The 15414-nt window shown below is 71.5% G+C and carries 16 protein-coding genes; 14 read left to right on the top strand and 2 right to left on the bottom strand.

Annotated elements, in window-relative coordinates; translation table 11 throughout:
• Positions 1-34: 34 nt before the first annotated feature.
• From glyA to XF36_RS19485, 12 genes are all read left to right on the top strand, one after another.
• Positions 35-1318 (top strand): serine hydroxymethyltransferase, encoded by a 1284-nt coding sequence (glyA, locus tag XF36_RS19540; protein ID WP_060713081.1) that lies wholly within the window; start codon positions 35-37, stop codon positions 1316-1318.
• A 38-nt stretch (positions 1319-1356) separates the two neighbouring features.
• Positions 1357-3285 (top strand): undecaprenyl/decaprenyl-phosphate alpha-N-acetylglucosaminyl 1-phosphate transferase, encoded by a 1929-nt coding sequence (locus XF36_RS35275; protein WP_064485463.1) that lies wholly within the window; start codon positions 1357-1359, stop codon positions 3283-3285.
• A gap of 249 nt (positions 3286-3534) precedes the next feature.
• Complete coding sequence (locus XF36_RS19530) at positions 3535-4011, top strand: hypothetical protein (RefSeq protein WP_145981426.1); 477 nt, start codon at positions 3535-3537, stop codon at positions 4009-4011.
• A gap of 360 nt (positions 4012-4371) precedes the next feature.
• On the top strand, positions 4372-5145 hold the full coding sequence (atpB, locus tag XF36_RS19525) for a F0F1 ATP synthase subunit A (protein WP_020621510.1): 774 nt from the start codon (positions 4372-4374) through the stop codon (positions 5143-5145).
• A gap of 124 nt (positions 5146-5269) precedes the next feature.
• Positions 5270-5515 (top strand): F0F1 ATP synthase subunit C, encoded by a 246-nt coding sequence (locus tag XF36_RS19520; RefSeq protein ID WP_020621511.1) that lies wholly within the window; start codon positions 5270-5272, stop codon positions 5513-5515.
• Positions 5516-5578: 63 nt separating this feature from the next.
• On the top strand, positions 5579-6127 hold the full coding sequence (locus XF36_RS19515; protein WP_060713079.1) for a F0F1 ATP synthase subunit B: 549 nt from the start codon (positions 5579-5581) through the stop codon (positions 6125-6127).
• Positions 6127-6957, top strand: coding sequence for a F0F1 ATP synthase subunit delta (locus XF36_RS19510; protein ID WP_060713078.1), 831 nt, complete (start codon positions 6127-6129; stop codon positions 6955-6957). The genes XF36_RS19515 and XF36_RS19510 overlap by 1 nt, the downstream gene beginning before the upstream one ends.
• 74 nt (positions 6958-7031) lie before the next feature.
• Positions 7032-8669, top strand: a complete 1638-nt coding sequence (gene atpA / locus XF36_RS19505) for a F0F1 ATP synthase subunit alpha (protein WP_060713077.1) — start codon at positions 7032-7034, stop codon at positions 8667-8669.
• 12 nt (positions 8670-8681) lie between these two features.
• Positions 8682-9674, top strand: a complete 993-nt coding sequence (locus XF36_RS19500; RefSeq protein WP_060713076.1) for a F0F1 ATP synthase subunit gamma — start codon at positions 8682-8684, stop codon at positions 9672-9674.
• Positions 9674-11107 carry a F0F1 ATP synthase subunit beta gene (gene atpD / locus XF36_RS19495; protein ID WP_060713075.1) on the top strand — a complete coding sequence of 478 codons (1434 nt, stop codon included), beginning with the start codon at positions 9674-9676 and terminating at the stop codon, positions 11105-11107. Before XF36_RS19500 ends, atpD begins: the two co-directional genes overlap by 1 nt.
• 18 nt (positions 11108-11125) lie before the next feature.
• Entirely contained in the window at positions 11126-11497 is a 372-nt protein-coding gene (locus XF36_RS19490) for a F0F1 ATP synthase subunit epsilon (RefSeq protein WP_060713074.1), read from the top strand.
• A gap of 20 nt (positions 11498-11517) precedes the next feature.
• Complete coding sequence (locus tag XF36_RS19485) at positions 11518-11967, top strand: DUF2550 domain-containing protein (RefSeq protein ID WP_060713073.1); 450 nt, start codon at positions 11518-11520, stop codon at positions 11965-11967.
• Between the two features lie 61 nt (positions 11968-12028).
• Here XF36_RS19485 and XF36_RS19480 read toward each other — a convergent pair whose 3' ends face one another.
• A complete protein-coding gene (locus XF36_RS19480; protein WP_060713072.1) occupies positions 12029-12622 on the bottom strand; it encodes a cob(I)yrinic acid a,c-diamide adenosyltransferase in 594 nt (197 codons plus the stop codon).
• A gap of 124 nt (positions 12623-12746) precedes the next feature.
• Here XF36_RS19480 and murA point away from each other — a divergent pair, with 124 nt between their 5' ends.
• On the top strand, positions 12747-14015 hold the full coding sequence (murA, locus tag XF36_RS19475; protein WP_020621462.1) for a UDP-N-acetylglucosamine 1-carboxyvinyltransferase: 1269 nt from the start codon (positions 12747-12749) through the stop codon (positions 14013-14015).
• Positions 14016-14112: 97 nt separating this feature from the next.
• The gene (locus XF36_RS19470) at positions 14113-14964 is read left to right on the top strand and encodes a DUF1206 domain-containing protein (RefSeq protein WP_060713071.1); all 852 of its coding nucleotides are present in this window, start codon (positions 14113-14115) and stop codon (positions 14962-14964) included.
• Positions 14965-14968: 4 nt separating this feature from the next.
• On the opposite strand, the gene XF36_RS19465 is transcribed toward XF36_RS19470, so the two are convergent.
• Positions 14969-15301: a hypothetical protein gene (locus XF36_RS19465; protein WP_060713070.1), complete on the bottom strand. Its 333-nt coding sequence runs from the start codon at positions 15299-15301 to the stop codon at positions 14969-14971.
• Positions 15302-15414: the final 113 nt, after the last annotated feature.

The following is a 15414-nucleotide window of genomic DNA, read 5'->3' as shown; positions in this document are numbered from 1 at the left end:
CCTGCGGGGATGGCAGCGGGTAGCGTGTCCCGGCGTGAGCGAGCAGACCTTCTGGGGACCGGACTTCCACGCACTGCAGCAGCAGGACCCCGAGATCGCCGGCGTCGTGCTGGACGAGCTCGAGCGCCTGCGCGGCGGACTGCAGCTCATCGCGAGCGAAAACCTGACCAGCCCGGCGGTGCTGGCCGCCCTCGGGTCGACGCTGTCGAACAAGTACGCCGAGGGCTACCCCGGCCGCCGCTACTACGGCGGCTGCGGCGTCGTCGACGTCGCCGAGAACATCGGCAACGCCCGGACCAAGGAGCTCTTCGGCGCCGAGCACGCCAACCTCCAGCCGCACTCCGGCGCGAGCGCGAACCTCGCCGCCTACGCCGCGTTCGCCAAGCCCGGCGACACCGTGCTGGCCATGGACCTCAAGCAGGGCGGCCACCTCACGCACGGCAGCAAGGTCAACTTCTCCGGCCTGTGGTTCAACGCGGTGTCCTACACCGTCCGGGAGGACACCGAGGTCATCGACTACGACCAGGTCCGCGACCTGGCCAAGCAGCACCAGCCGAAGATCATCATCGCCGGGGCGACCGCGTACCCGCGCCTGATCGACTTCGCGGTGTTCCGCGAGATCGCCGACGAGGTCGGTGCCAAGCTCATGGTCGACGCCGCGCACTTCATCGGACTGGTCGCCGGCAAGGCCATCCCGTCGCCGGTGCCCTACGCCGACGTCGTCACCGCCACCACGCACAAGGTCCTGCGCGGCCCACGCGGCGGCATGGTGCTGTGCCGTGAGGAGCACGCGAAGGCCATCGACAAGGCCGTCTTCCCGTTCTCCCAGGGCGGCCCGCTGATGCACGCGGTCGCGGCGAAGGCCGTCGCGATGAAGGAGGCGGCGCAGCCGGAGTACCAGGCCTACACCCGCCAGGTCATCGCGAACGCCCGGGCCCTGACGAAGAGCCTGGAGTCCGAGGGCATGCGCGCCGTCTCCGGCGGCACCGACAACCATCTCGCCCTGCTGGACCTGCGGCCCATCGGCGTCACCGGCTCCGAGGCGGAGACCCGCTGCGACCGTGCCGGCATCACGCTGAACAAGAACGCGATCCCCTACGACCCGGCGCCGCCGATGAAGCCGTCCGGCATCCGGGTCGGCTCGCCGAGCGTCACCACGCAGGGGATGAACGAGGCCGACATGGCCGAGGTCGGCGCCCTGCTGGCCCGCGCGGTCAAGGCCGAGCACGACACCGCGACCGGCGACGCCGAGCTCGCCGACGTCGCGAAGGCGGTCACCGCACTCGTCGCGAAGGCACCGGCCTACCCTCGGGGGTGACCTGAGACCCACGGCGGAGGCGGAGAGGCGCTCGCGACGTGCCGACTGACCAGTTCACGTACGGACTCCCCATCCGGGAGCTCCTGCTCGTCGGGCTGGTCGCCGCCGGCGCCACGCTGCTGCTGACCGGGCCGGTCCGGATGCTGGCGCTGAAGGTCGGTGCGGTCGCCTGGCCGCGGGGACGGGACGTGCACGTCACCCCGACCCCGCGGTGGGGCGGCCTCGCGATGTTCGGCGGGGTGCTGGCCGGATTGCTGCTGTCGTTGCAGCTCCCGGCCCTGCGGCTGGCCTACTTCGAGCAGAGCACCGAGGTGGTCGGGGTCGTCGTCGCGACCGCGCTGCTGGTCGGCGTCGGGATGCTCGACGACCGCTACGACCTCGACGCCCTCACCAAGTTCGCCGCCCAGGTCACAGCGGCCGGGCTGCTGGTGCTCTACGGCGTGCAGTGGGTGACCGTGTGGATCCCCATCGGCGGCGAGTCCTTCCTCAGCGGCTCGCTGTTGCTGCTGGGGCAGGGGCAGTCGGTGCTCATGACGGTGCTGGTCACCGTGGTGCTGGTCAACGCGATGAACTTCGTCGACGGACTCGACGGGCTCGCCGCCGGCATCGGGCTGATCACCACGCTGGCGACCGCGGTGTTCTGCGTCGGTCTCATCAGCAAGAACGGCAACGACCCGGCCGCGTTCGTGCCCTCGCTGATCGCGGTGGTTCTCGCCGGGTCCTGCCTGGGGTTCCTGCCGCACAACTTCCACCCGGCCCGGATCTTCATGGGCGACACCGGCTCGATGATGGTCGGGGTCATGCTCTCCGCGGCGATCACGACCGCCTCGGGCCGGATCCCGCCCGACGACACGGCGGCCGGGAACATCCTGGCCCTGGTCTCCCCGGTCATCGTGCTGGTCGGGATCGTATTCATCCCGTCGCTCGACCTGCTCATGGCGGTCGTACGCCGCACCCGGGCCGGGACCAGCCCGTTCAGCCCGGACAAGATGCACCTGCACCACCGGCTGCTGCAGGTCGGGCACAGCCACCGGCGCGCGGTGCTGCTGGTCTACCTGTGGGTCGCGGTGATCGCCTTCGGTGCGGTCGCACTCGCCCTGGTCCCGCGCACCGGGCTGGTGCTCGCCGCGACCGGGATCGCGCTGGCGGTGGCGTTCGTGGCCTCGGCCGTGCCGCACCGGTCGCGGATGCGCAGCGCCTCCGCGGCGGCGTCCCCCGCCGGCCAGACGGCGATCGCCTCGACCGACGACCTGCCCACCTCCGACGTCGACGACCACCGGTCCGGCGGGAGCCCGACCACGGACGGTCCCGGCTCCGGCGGCAGCCCGGCCGCGACGGGCGCCACCGGCCATCGGAGCGGCGCGAACGCAGCCACGGACGGCCCCGCCGACCGTCGTTCGGCCGGGAGGCCGGCGGCGAACGGGGCCGGCGATCGTCGTTCCGCCGGGAACCCTGCCGCGAACGGAGCCGCCGACCGTCGCCCGGGCGCGAACACGGCGGCGGACGCTGCCGCTGCCGACCGCACCGGGTCGCAGGGGCGTACCACGCGGCCCGTGCCCGGACGGGTCGTGCCGGGCGGGAACGTCGCCGCCGGGCCCGAGCCGTGGCCCCGTGGCGTGCACCGCCCCGCGGGCGCCCGTGGTGCGGCCCGGGTCGGACCCGGCACACGGGCCCCCGCGACGCCCGTCGCGCCGGCGCCGCACGCCGCCGGCCCGCCCACCCCACCGCCCCCGTCGCGGCCGGTCCCGGTCCGTCCGACGATGCCGCGCACGTCCGGCGGCCCGCCCGCACCGGACCCGGGGGTCCCCGGAGCTGCGGGCCAGCGTCCCGACGGCGCCCGCGGCCCGCAGCACCCCCGGGGCGACGGGAACTCCGACGGCCACCGCGCCCGCCCCGCCGCGGCACCGGGGGACCAGCCGACCGTCCCCACCCCGGCGCACCACCCCGGTCACGACGGCGACGCCTGACCACCCGTCCCGTCCGCCCTGGCCAGGGGCTCAGGTGTCCTCGGTCACGAACGCTGTCCGTCCCGCGGCGGTCCGGCCGCCGGACGGACGGCCGAGACCGCGACGGTGCCGGCTGCGACCGGTGCCGGTGGGGACCGCGACGGTGCCGACCGCGACGGCGCCGGTCGAGGTGTCGGACCCGCCGGTTACCGTGTGCGCGGAGCCGTACCCGCTGGTGGGGCGGCCGGTGAGCCGGGAGGCGGACGCACCGTGTGGCGATGGGACCGCTGGGGAACCGTGGAGTACGACGGTCCCGCGCTCGGCCAGGCGCAGGTCGTACGGCGGCTGTCGGGGTCGATGGCCCGCGGTGCCGCCCTGGTCGGCGTGGCCACCACGGTGGTCTGCGCCGTCGGCGGGGTCATCGCGGCCGGGGTCCCCGGCCTGTCCGCGGCGGCCCTCGGCGGTCTGCTGGCGACCGGCTCGGCCCTGCTGACGCCGATGCTGATGCTGCGGACGACTCATCTCGAGCCCGGCGCTGTGATGCTGGCCGCATTCGGCGGCCTCGCGTTGAAGGCCATCATCCTCCTGCTCGCCCTGTTCACCCTCGGGGGTGGGCCGGGGCTGCACCGCATGTCACTGGCCGTCACGATGCTCGTCGTCTTCATCACGACCACGGCGGCGGAGGCCTGGACGGGGCAGAAGCTCCAGATCCTGATCGGCACCGATCCGGGGTCCACAGATGCCTGACCTGGGGTTCGACGACCGATTCGTCCGTTCCTGTGGTGCCCGCGGAGGCGTCCACGGGGTCGGGCGGGCGCGTCCGGCGGATGACCGGGCGGCGACCCGCGGGCGAGTTAACGGTGAATCACCGGAGGCGGCCCGCCGGGCCCGATCAAGATCGTTTCGTCGGGCGAACGCGCTGGTGAGGTGGGTGCGAGCCCCCGACGTCGTGTAGAAGTACGGCTGATAGCATCCGCCACGTAGGCGATGTGGGTGACTTCCGGTGTTTCGACCCGGTCGCCCGGAAACACATCGCATCACGAGGCACCTTGCAGGCGATCCCCCGTTCCGCGTGGATGCGGAGCGGGAGCACCGGAAGGACCCCCATTGGGCACGTTGGTACTGGCGGCCGAGGAGTTCACTCCGCCCGGCGCAGGTCTGTTCGAGTACCCGCCGATCTTCGGCGCCGTCACCAAGCCGATGGTGCTGGCGGTCCTGTCGCTGATCATCGTTGCGGCCGTCTTCACGCTGGGCACGCGCAAGCTGTCCATCGTGCCGAGCCGATTCCAGTTCGGGCTGGAGTCCTTCTACAACATCCCGCGCAACACCATGGCGCGTGACCAGATCGGCTCGGAGGAGTTCAAGCGGTACATCCCGCTGATCCTCGGCCTGTTCAGCTTCATCCTGGTCAACAACATCTTCGCGATCGTCCCGTTCATCCAGTTCCCGACGCTGTCGCGGATCGGGTTCCCCATCGCGCTGGCGCTGTTCGTCTACGTCTTCTACCACTACGCCGGGTTCAAGAAGCACGGGTTCTTCGGCTACATCAAGCACGCCGCGCTCCCGCCGGGCGTCCCGGTCTTCATCGCGCCGCTGATCATCGTGATCGAGCTGCTGCAGAAGTTCCTGGTGCAGCCGCTCTCGCTGGCACTGCGTGTGTTCGCCGCGATGTTCGCCGGCCACCTCATCCTCGCCCTGACCGCCGTGGGTGCGGCGTTCCTGCTGTCGGCGGGCTCCGCGCTCGTCATCGCGTCCCCGGTGGTGTTCGCCGCCGGGATCGCGTTCACGTTCCTGGAGGCGCTGGTCCAGGTCATCCAGGCCTACGTCTTCGCCCTGCTCGCCGCCGTCTTCATCGGCGCGGCGATCTCCGAGGACCACTGACCGCACCACCGAGACCCCGGTGCCGCCGGCACCGCGCTCGCACCACCTGCTTCATCCGCCGGCCCGCCCGGGCCGATACACCGAACGACCCGCATTCCGCGGACCCGACGGAAGGAAACCCGAAGTGAACGTCACCCAGGTTCTGGCCCAGGAAGCCGCCAACATCAACCCGGGCCTCGCAGCCATCGGGTTCGGCGCCTCGGCCATCGGCGCCGGTATCGGCGTCGGCCTGATCTGGTCGGCCGTCATCAGCGGCACCGCCCGCCAGCCGGAGGCCCGCGGCCAGCTGATGGGCATCGGCTGGACCACCTTCGTTCTCGCCGAGCTGGTCATGCTGATCGGCCTGGTGCTCTTCTTCATCGCGCAGTAAGAGCCGGCAGATCACTCTCATGCCGGTCCCGGTACCGGCGGCCATGTCAGGGAAGGACACACGGTGGAACTGATTCTCGCCGCCGAACAGCCGCTTCCGATTCTCCCGCACCTCGACGAGCTCGTCCTCGGTGTGGTCGCGTTCGCGATCCTGCTCGTCGTGCTCTGGAAGTTCGCGGTCCCCCGCTTCGAGTCGCTCTACGAGGAGCGCACCGATGCGATCGAGGGCGGCCTCAAGCGTGCTCAGGAGACCCAGGAGCAGGCGGACCGGCTGAAGAAGGAGTACGAGGAGCAGCTGGCCGGCCTCCGGGCCGAGGCGGCGCGCATCCGCGACGACGCCCGGGCCGAGGGCCAGCAGATCAAGGCCGAGCTCCGCGAGGAGGCCGAGGCCGAGGCCGCGCGCATCAAGGCCCGTGGCGAGGAGCAGGTGGCCGCGTCGCGCGACGCCGCCCAGCGCGCCCTGCGCAACGAGGTCGGGGGCCTGTCGGTCCAGCTGGCCGAGCGCCTGCTGCGCGAGCAGCTGGCCGACGACTCGCGTCGCTCCGCGACGATCGACTCGTTCCTCGGTGAGCTCGACCAGCAGGGCGTGGCCCAGCGGAGCGGGGCGAACTGATGGCGGCTGTCCTGCAGCCCGCCAGCCGTGAGTCCCTCGCGGTGCTGACCGAGCGGCTGGACTCCTGGACCGACTCCGCGTCGGCCCGGGACCTGACCACGACCGCGGACGAGCTGTTCGCGGTGGCCCGGTTCCTGGACTCCGAGCGCTCCGTCCGGCGTCTGCTGGCCGACGCGTCGTCCCCCGAGGACTCCCGTGTGGACCTGGTCCGCCGGCTGTTCGGGTCCCAGCTCTCGCAGCCGACCGTGGACCTGGTCTCCGAGCTGGTGCGCAAGCGCTGGTCGACCGCCCGCGACATCGTCACCGGTGCGGAGGGCCTGGCCCGCCGCGCGGCCATCGCGATCGCGGACCGCAACGGCTCCCTCGACGAGGTCGAGGACCAGCTGTTCCGGTTCGGCCGGATCGTGGCCCGCGAGCCGGAGCTGGCGGGCCTGCTCGGCGACTCCGCGCGTCCGGTCGAGGGGCGCGTCCAGCTCCTCGACTCGGTGCTCGGCGAGAAGGTCTACCCGGTCACCGCGACCCTCCTCCGCGAGTCGGTCCGGCTGCCCCGCGGCCGGCACCTCGACGTCGTCGCCGAGGAGCTCGCCGAGCTCGCGGCGGCCCGCCGGGACCGCTCGGTCGCCAAGGTGCGCACACCCGTCGAGCTCTCCTCCGAGCAGGAGACCAGGCTCGCCGAGACATTGGGCCGTATGTACGGCCGCACGATCTCCCTGCAGGTCGAGCTCGACCGGAGCCTCCTCGGAGGCCTGGTCGTGCAGGTCGGCGGCGAGGTCATCGACGGCAGCGTGGCGGGTCGACTCGCCACGGCTCGCCGGTCCCTGCCCAGCTGACCTGCTTCGGAGTGACCGCCGGACCCCGGCGGAACGACCCGAAGACCCCGTTCGAGAGAAGGAACGACGCAGCCATGACAGAGCTGACGATCTCCTCCGAGGAGATCCGGAGTGCGATCTCCAGCTACGTCTCGTCGCTGGAGAGCGGAACGTCCCGCCGCGAGGTCGGGATCGTGTCCGACACCGGTGACGGCATCGCCCACGTCGAGGGACTGCCCTCGGCCATGACCAACGAGCTGCTCGAGTTCGAGGGCGGCGTCCGCGGCGTCGCCCTGAACCTCGAGCAGAACGAGATCGGTGCGGTCGTCCTGGGCGACTACACCGGCCTCGAGGAGGGCCAGCAGGTCACCCGCACCGGCGAGGTCCTCTCGGTGCCGGTCGGCGAGGGGTACCTCGGCCGGGTCGTCGACCCGCTGGGCAACCCGATCGACGGCCTCGGTGACGTCGAGAGCGACGCCCGCCGCGTGCTCGAGCTCCAGGCGGCCGGCGTGATGGACCGCCAGTCCGTCGGTGAGCCGCTGCAGACCGGGATCAAGGCGATCGACGCCATGACCCCGATCGGGCGCGGCCAGCGCCAGCTGGTGATCGGCGACCGCAAGACCGGCAAGACGGCGGTCTGCGTCGACACGATCATCAACCAGAAGGAGAACTGGGAGTCGGGCGACCCGACGAAGCAGGTCCGCTGCATCTACGTCGCCATCGGCCAGAAGGGCTCCACGATCGCCGGCGTCCGGCAGTCCCTCGAGGACGCCGGTGCGCTGGAGTACACGACGATCGTCGCCGCCCCCGCGTCCGACCCGGCCGGCTTCAAGTGGCTCGCCCCGTACACCGGCTCGGCCATCGGGCAGCACTGGATGTACCAGGGCAAGCACGTCCTGATCGTGTTCGACGACCTGTCCAAGCAGGCCGAGGCCTACCGCGCGATCTCGCTGCTGCTGCGCCGCCCGCCGGGCCGCGAGGCCTACCCGGGCGACGTCTTCTACCTGCACTCGCGTCTGCTCGAGCGCTGCGCGAAGCTCTCCGACGCCCTCGGCGCGGGGTCGATGACCGGTCTGCCGATCATCGAGACCAAGGCGAACGACGTGTCGGCCTACATCCCGACCAACGTCATCTCGATCACCGACGGCCAGGTCTTCCTCGAGTCCGACCTGTTCAACCAGGGTGTCCGCCCGGCGATCAACGTCGGCATCTCGGTCTCCCGGGTCGGTGGCTCGGCGCAGATCAAGGCCATGAAGACGGTCTCGGGCTCGCTGCGGCTGGACCTGTCGCAGTACCGCGAGCTGGAGGCGTTCGCCGCGTTCGGTTCCGACCTCGACGCCGCCTCGGCCGCCGCCCTGGGCCGTGGCGAGCGCCTGGTCGAGCTGCTCAAGCAGGCGCAGTACGCGCCGGTCTCGGTGCAGGACCAGGTCGTCTCGATCTGGCTGGGCACCTCCGGCAAGCTCGACTCGGTGCCCGTCGCGGACGTGCAGCGCTTCGAGGCGGAGTTCCGCGAGTACTCCCGCCGCCACGCCTCGGGTGCGCTGAACGAGATCACCGACACCGGCAAGCTCTCCGACGACGCCGTCGAGACGCTGACCAAGGCCGTCGACGAGTTCAAGCGCAACGAGTTCACCGCCTCCGACGGTTCCTCGGTCGTCCCCAAGGAGAGGGCCGCCGAGGCCCTCGACGAGGACGATGTCGAGCAGGAGACCGTCACGGTCAAGAAGAACTGAGGCTGATACCCGATGGCGGCACAGATCCGGGTGCTGCGCCGGCGTATCCGGTCGACGCAGTCCATCAAGAAGATCACCCGTTCCCAGGAGCTGATCGCGACCTCACGGATCGCGAAGGCCCGGGCGCGGGTGGACGAGGCACGTCCGTACGCCGAGCTGATGACGAGCACGTTGTCGGAGCTGGCGTCGAACTCCGCGCTGGACCACCCGCTGCTGGTCGAGCGGGCGCAGCCGAAGCGGGCCGCGGTCCTGGTCGTCACCAGCGACCGCGGTCAGTGCGGCGGCTACAACGCCAACGTGCTCAAGGAGGCAGAGCAGCTCCAGTCCCTGCTCCGCGAGCAGGGCAAGGAGCCGGTCCTCTACGTGATCGGCCGCAAGGGCGTCTCGTACTACCGGTTCCGCAACCGGGAGATCGAGCAGTCCTGGACCGGCTTCTCCGAGCAGCCGGGCTACGAGCACGCGGCCGAGGCGGCGCGGACCGTCGTCGCCGCGTTCATGGCCGGCGAGGACGACCACCACGGCGACGCGGCCGGCGTCGAGGGCGTCGACGAGCTGCACCTCGTCTACACCAGCTTCAAGAACATGATCACCCAGGTGCCGCAGGCCCGGCGGATGGCTCCGCTCGAGGTCGAGTACGCGGCCGACCCCGCCTCGGCGATGCCGGTGGACGCGACCGACGACGAGACGCAGCAGAACGCGCCGTCGGGGACCGGGACCTCGGGCCTGCAGTCGCTGTACGAGTTCGAGCCGGACCCGGACACGCTGTTCGACGCGCTGCTGCCGAAGTACATCGGGGCCCGGCTCTACGCGGCCCTGCTGGAGTCGGCGGCGTCGGAGTCGGCGAACCGGCAGCGGGCCATGAAGGCCGCGACCGACAACGCCAACGAACTGATCCGTAGCCTGACCCTGGAGGCCAACCAGGCTCGCCAGGCACAGATCACCCAGGAGATCAGCGAGATCGTCGGTGGGGTCGACGCTCTCGCCAGCGCAGGAAGTGAGAGCTGATGACCACGACCGCCGAAACTTCGGCCGGCCCGATCACCGGGCGCGTCGTCCAGGTGACCGGCCCGGTCGTCGACGTCGAGTTCCCGCGTGACCAGGTCCCGCACCTGCTCAACGCGCTCACGCTGGAGGTGGACCTCTCCGGCGACAAGCGCACGCTGACCCTGGAGATCGCCACGCACCTGGGTGACAACCTGGTGCGGGCCATCTCCATGCAGCCCACCGACGGTGTCGTGCGCGGCCAGGAGGTCACCGACCTCGGCCGCCCGATCTCCGTCCCGGTCGGCGACCAGGTCAAGGGGCACGTGTTCAACGCCCTCGGCGACTGCCTGGACGACCCGTCCATCCAGTTCACCGGTGACCTCCGGTCGATCCACCAGAAGGCCCCGCGCTTCGACGAGCTCGAGGGCAAGACCGAGATGCTGGAGACCGGCATCAAGGTGCTGGACCTGATGACGCCCTACGTCGTCGGCGGCAAGATCGGTCTGTTCGGTGGTGCCGGTGTCGGCAAGACCGTGCTGATCCAGGAGATGATCCAGCGTGTCGCGCTGAACTTCGGTGGCACCTCGGTGTTCGCCGGCGTCGGTGAGCGCACCCGTGAGGGCAACGACCTCATCACGGAGATGACCGAGTCGGGCGTCATGAAGAACACCGCCCTGGTGTTCGGTCAGATGGACGAGCCGCCGGGCACCCGTATGCGCGTCGCGCTCTCCGCGCTGACGATGGCGGAGTACTTCCGCGACGTGCAGGAGCAGGACGTCCTGCTGTTCATCGACAACATCTTCCGGTTCACCCAGGCCGGCCAGGAGGTCTCCACCCTCCTCGGCCGCATGCCGTCCGCGGTGGGCTACCAGCCCACCCTGGCCGACGAGATGGGCGAGCTGCAGGAGCGGATCACCTCGACCCGCGGTCGTTCGATCACCTCGATGCAGGCGATCTACGTCCCCGCGGACGACTACACCGACCCCGCTCCGGCGACGACGTTCGCGCACCTCGACGCCACCACCGAGCTCTCCCGGCCGATCTCCCAGAAGGGGATCTACCCGGCGGTGGACCCGCTGACCTCGACCTCGCGGATCCTGGACCCGCAGTACGTCGGTGACGAGCACTTCCGCGTCGCCAACGAGGTCAAGCGGATCCTGCAGAAGTACAACGACCTGCAGGACATCATCGCCATCCTCGGTATCGACGAGCTGTCCGAGGAGGACAAGCAGCTCGTCGGCCGGGCGCGTCGCATCGAGCGTTTCCTGTCGCAGAACCTCCTGGTCGCCGAGCAGTTCACCGGCCAGCCGGGCTCGACGGTCCCGCTCAAGGAGACCATCGAGGCGTTCGACAAGATCGCCAAGGGCGAGTTCGACGACGTCCCGGAGCAGGCGTTCTTCCTCTGCGGTGGTCTCGACGACCTGGAGAAGAACCGCAAGAAGCTGGAGAGCTGATCCTCCATGCCTGCTGAGATGACCGTGGAGCTGGTCTCGGTCGAGCGCCGGCTGTGGTCGGGTGACGCACGCTTCGTGCTCGCCCGGACCACGGTCGGCGAGGTCGGCATCCTGCCCGGCCACCAGCCGATGCTGGCCCAGCTGGAGGAGGCCGGGGTCGTCCGCATCGACTCCACCGACGGCTCGAAGCGCACCATCGCGGTGCACGGCGGGTTCCTGTCGGTGTCGGCGGAGCGGGTGTCCATCCTCGCCGAGTTCGCCGAGCAGGCGGACGAGATCGACGTCGAGCGGGCCCGGCGGGCTCGCGACGGCGCCGACTCGTCCACCGACGAGGGCAGATCGGCGATCGCCCGGGCCGAGGCCCGCCTTCGGGCGGCCGAGGCGAACTAGTACGGGGACCGGACACGGCAGTGGAGCTCATCGCGGCGATCGTCGGAGTTCTGCTGCTGTGTCTGGTGATCCCCCTGGTCTGGCTCGCCGTACGGCGGGTACGACTCATGCGAGGCGGCGGTGTGGACCTGTGTCTGCGCCGCCGTTTCGCTGTCACGGACTGGCACTTCGGCGTCGGGCGCTACGAGGGCGAGCGCTTCGCCTGGTACCGCCTGACCAGCTTCCGGATCGGGCCGACCGTCGTGATGGACCGTGCCGATCTGGAGATCGTCGACCGGCGGCCGCCGCACCGGTCGGAGGAGTTCGCGATCCCGATGGCGGTCGAGGTGCTGCGCTGCCGTGGCCGCGACGCCGCCGGGCGCGACGTCGACGTCGAGCTCGCGATGTCCGCGGGCGTCCGGACCGGCTTCATGGCCTGGCTGGAGTCCACGCCCCCGGGCCAGGGACACGGGTTCCGCGAGGCGTCCTGACCCCGCGAAACCCGTAGCGTTGCGGAGCCGCCCGCTCTGTCGTTCGGCCCTGCGCAGTAGGTCAGGCGTCGGCGGTCGGGGCGCCGTGCGGGCCACCCGGCTGCCACAGGACGTCGCCGTCGGGGTTCGCGACCCGGCCGAGGATGAACAGCAGGTCCGAGAGCCGGTTGAGGTACTGCGCCGTCAGCGGGTTGGTCCGCTCCCGGTCGGCCTCCAGCAGGGCCCACACGGACCGCTCGGCACGGCGGGTGACGGTCCGCGCGACGTGCAGGTAGGCGCCGCCGGGGGTGCCGCCGGGCAGGATGAACGACTTGAGCTTGGGCAGCTCGAGGTTGAACTCGTCGCACCAGCCCTCGAGCCGGGTGACGTAGCCCTCGGTGATCCGCAGCGGCGGGTACTCGGGATTCTCGACGATCGGCGCGCACAGGTCGGCCCCGACGTCGAACAGGTCGTTCTGGATCTGCCGCAGCGGGTCGGCGACCAGCTCGGCGAGCCCGCCGATCGTCACCGCCACGCCGATCGCGGCGTTCGCCTCGTCGGTGTCGGCGTAGGCCGCCAGCCGGGTGTCGGTCTTGCGGACCCGGCTGAAGTCGCCCAGGGCCGTCGTACCGTCGTCGCCGGTCTTCGTGTAGATCCGCGTCAGGTTCACCGCCACCCCGACAGGCTAGGCGCGCCGGTGCTCCGGCGACCAGACGCGGGGGTGCGCCGGACGGTCCGAAGGTGCAGGGCCGTCCGGGGCGGGCATCCGGCGCGGTGACGGTCCCGTTACCGTTCCGGGCGTGGTGGAGCATTTCGCGGTCAACGGCGGGGCCCGGCTGAGCGGGTCCGTCGACGTCGTCGGGGCGAAGAACAGCGTGCTCAAGCTCATGGCGGCGGCACTGCTGGCCGAGGGGCGGACGACGCTCGAGAACTGCCCGGAGATCCTGGACGTGCCGCTGATGGCCGACGTCCTGCGGAGCCTGGGCTGCACGGTCGCGATCGAGGGATCGACCGTGCACATCGACGTGCCCGCCGATCCCGGCGCGGAGGCCGACTACCGGTCGGTGTCCAAGCTGCGTGCGTCGGTGTGCGTGCTCGGGCCCCTGGTGGCGCGGTGCCGGCGGGCCGTCGTCCCGCTCCCCGGCGGCGACGCGATCGGCTCGCGGCCGCTGGACATGCACCAGAACGGGCTGCGCAAGCTCGGTGCGACCACCGACATCGTGCACGGCAGCGTCACCGCGACAGCGGGAGACCTGCACGGCGCGCAGATCTGGCTGGACTTCCCGAGCGTCGGGGCGACCGAGAACATCCTGATGGCCGCGGTGCTCGCCGAGGGCACCACGGTCATCGACAACGCCGCCCGCGAGCCGGAGATCGTCGACCTCTGCGTGATGCTGCAGCAGATGGGCGCGAAGCTGGAGGGTGTCGGCAGCTCCACGCTGACCGTGCACGGCGTCGCCGGGCTGCAGCCCACCACGCACCGCGTCATCGGGGACCGGATCGTCGGTGCCACCTGGGCGTTCGCTGCCGCCATGACCCGTGGCGAGGTCACCGTGCGCGGCGTCGACCCGCACCACATCGACCTGGTCCTGGACAAGCTCCGCAGCGCGGGCGCCGAGATCACCACCGGCGAGCAGGAGTTCTCGGTCGCGATGTCCCGACGCCCGGAGGCGGTCGACTTCGTGACGCTGCCCTACCCGGGCTTCGCCACCGACCTGCAGCCGATGGCGATCGCGCTCTCCGCCGTCGCCGAGGGCACCTCGATGATCACCGAGAACGTGTTCGAGGCGCGCTTCCGCTTCGTCGACGAGATGGTGCGGCTGGGTGCGGACGCCCGCACCGACGGCCACCACGCCGTCGTCCGGGGGCGGCCTGAGCTCTCCAGCGCGCCGGTGTGGGCCAGCGACATCCGGGCGGGCGCCGGGCTGGTGCTGGCAGGGCTGTGCGCGCGGGGCACCACCGAGGTCTGGGACGTCGCGCACATCGACCGCGGCTACCCGCGGTTCGTGGAGAACCTGTCCGCGCTGGGCGCCGACATCCGACGCGTCGCGGGCGAGCCGGAGCGGTAGGGCGGGTCCGCCCGCTGCTGCTCCGAACGGCCCAGCAGCCCGGCGGGCCGGTGCGCGCCATGTCACCCTTCGCGTCAACTCGACGAGGAGGCCCGTCATGGTGAGCACCCCCGACGCCGCGGACGTCTCGCAGACCGGCCGCAAGGTGGGCCGCGGGGCGCGGGACGCCGCGCACTCGACACCGGTGCGCGTCGCCGCCCGGGCCGGCATCGCCGCGAACGGGGTGGTGCACCTGCTGATCGCCTGGCTCGCCGTCCGGATCGCGCTCGGCTCGGGCGGGCAGGCCGACCAGAACGGCGCCCTCGGGGCGATCGCCGCCGAGCCGGCGGGCCGGGTGTTCTTGTGGGTGCTGGTGATCGGGTTCGCCGCGGTCGTCCTGTGGCGGACCGTCTCGGCGGTGTGGGGGTTCGCCTACATCGGTGACGGCACCAAGCGCACGGTGAAGCGGGTCGTCGCCGGCGGGCAGGCCGTCGTCTACGCGGTGCTCGCCGTCACCGCGGCGACCACCGCGATCAGCGGACGCACGTCCGGCGGTGGCGGTGGTCGGGCGACGGCCGGACTGCTGGGCCTGCCGGGCGGGCAGGTCCTCACCGCGCTGCTGGGGCTGGGGGTGCTGATCGGCGGCGGGGTGATGGCCTGGAACGGCTACCGGACGACGTTCACCGAGGACCAGGACCTCGGTGGCGCCGACACCCGGCTGCGGCGGATCAACGCCCGCACCGGACAGGTCGGGTACATCGCCAAGGGGATCGCGATCGGCGTGCTGGGCGTCCTGCTGGGCGTCGCCGCACTGACCTTCGATCCGCAGCGCGCCAACGGGCTGGACTCCGCGCTCAAGACGCTGCACGAACAGCCCTACGGGGTGTTCCTGCTGATCGCGGTCGGCGTGGGGATCGCCTGCTACGGCGTGTTCTGCTTCCTCGACGCCCGCTACCACCGGGTGGGCTGAGCGCTCAGTCCAGCGAGCGACGGCTGAGCACCACGCGGGCGTCCCCGACATCCTGGGGGAAGACGAGCAGTGCCCAGCCGCCGTCGTCGCCGCGGGAGGTCGTCGCCCGGATGCCCTCGGAGCGCAGCCGGTCGCGCAGCACCCGCGCCGCCTCCGGCCCGGGTACCCGGGAGACCTCGGTGAGCAGGCCGGTCGCGACCGGGTCGTCCGGGTCGTCGGTGGGCAGCGCGTGGTGCTTCTGGTGGCCGTAGGTCCAGCGCAGCAGCAGCGCGAGCACCGCCAGCACGATCGCGATGCCGATGACCGCGCCGAGCCGCGGGACCAGGTCCAGCTCCATCCGCTGATCGTCGCACCCGGACGGGCGACAGGCCCTGTCCGAGGGGCGGGGTGGTGAACCGATCCAGCGCTCGGTTTCCCGTGCGGATCGCGTACTTTGCCGAACATGCCGAC

The sequence above is a fragment of the Pseudonocardia sp. HH130629-09 genome (genome assembly GCF_001294645.1).
Classification (GTDB): domain Bacteria; phylum Actinomycetota; class Actinomycetes; order Mycobacteriales; family Pseudonocardiaceae; genus Pseudonocardia.
Note: the sequence above shows the minus strand (reverse complement) of the source record. Positions and strands in the feature narration are given on the sequence as shown.

Coding starts and splice junctions, on each gene's coding strand:
- atpA (WP_060713077.1), top strand. CDS start 7,032: ATGACAGAGCTGACGATCTCCTCCGAGGAGATCCGGAGTGCGATCTCC.
- atpD (WP_060713075.1), top strand. CDS start 9,674: ATGACCACGACCGCCGAAACTTCGGCCGGCCCGATCACCGGGCGCGTC.
- XF36_RS19490 (WP_060713074.1), top strand. CDS start 11,126: ATGACCGTGGAGCTGGTCTCGGTCGAGCGCCGGCTGTGGTCGGGTGAC.
- XF36_RS19510 (WP_060713078.1), top strand. CDS start 6,127: ATGGCGGCTGTCCTGCAGCCCGCCAGCCGTGAGTCCCTCGCGGTGCTG.
- XF36_RS19500 (WP_060713076.1), top strand. CDS start 8,682: ATGGCGGCACAGATCCGGGTGCTGCGCCGGCGTATCCGGTCGACGCAG.
- XF36_RS19465 (WP_060713070.1), bottom strand. CDS start 15,301: ATGGAGCTGGACCTGGTCCCGCGGCTCGGCGCGGTCATCGGCATCGCG.
- XF36_RS19470 (WP_060713071.1), top strand. CDS start 14,113: ATGGTGAGCACCCCCGACGCCGCGGACGTCTCGCAGACCGGCCGCAAG.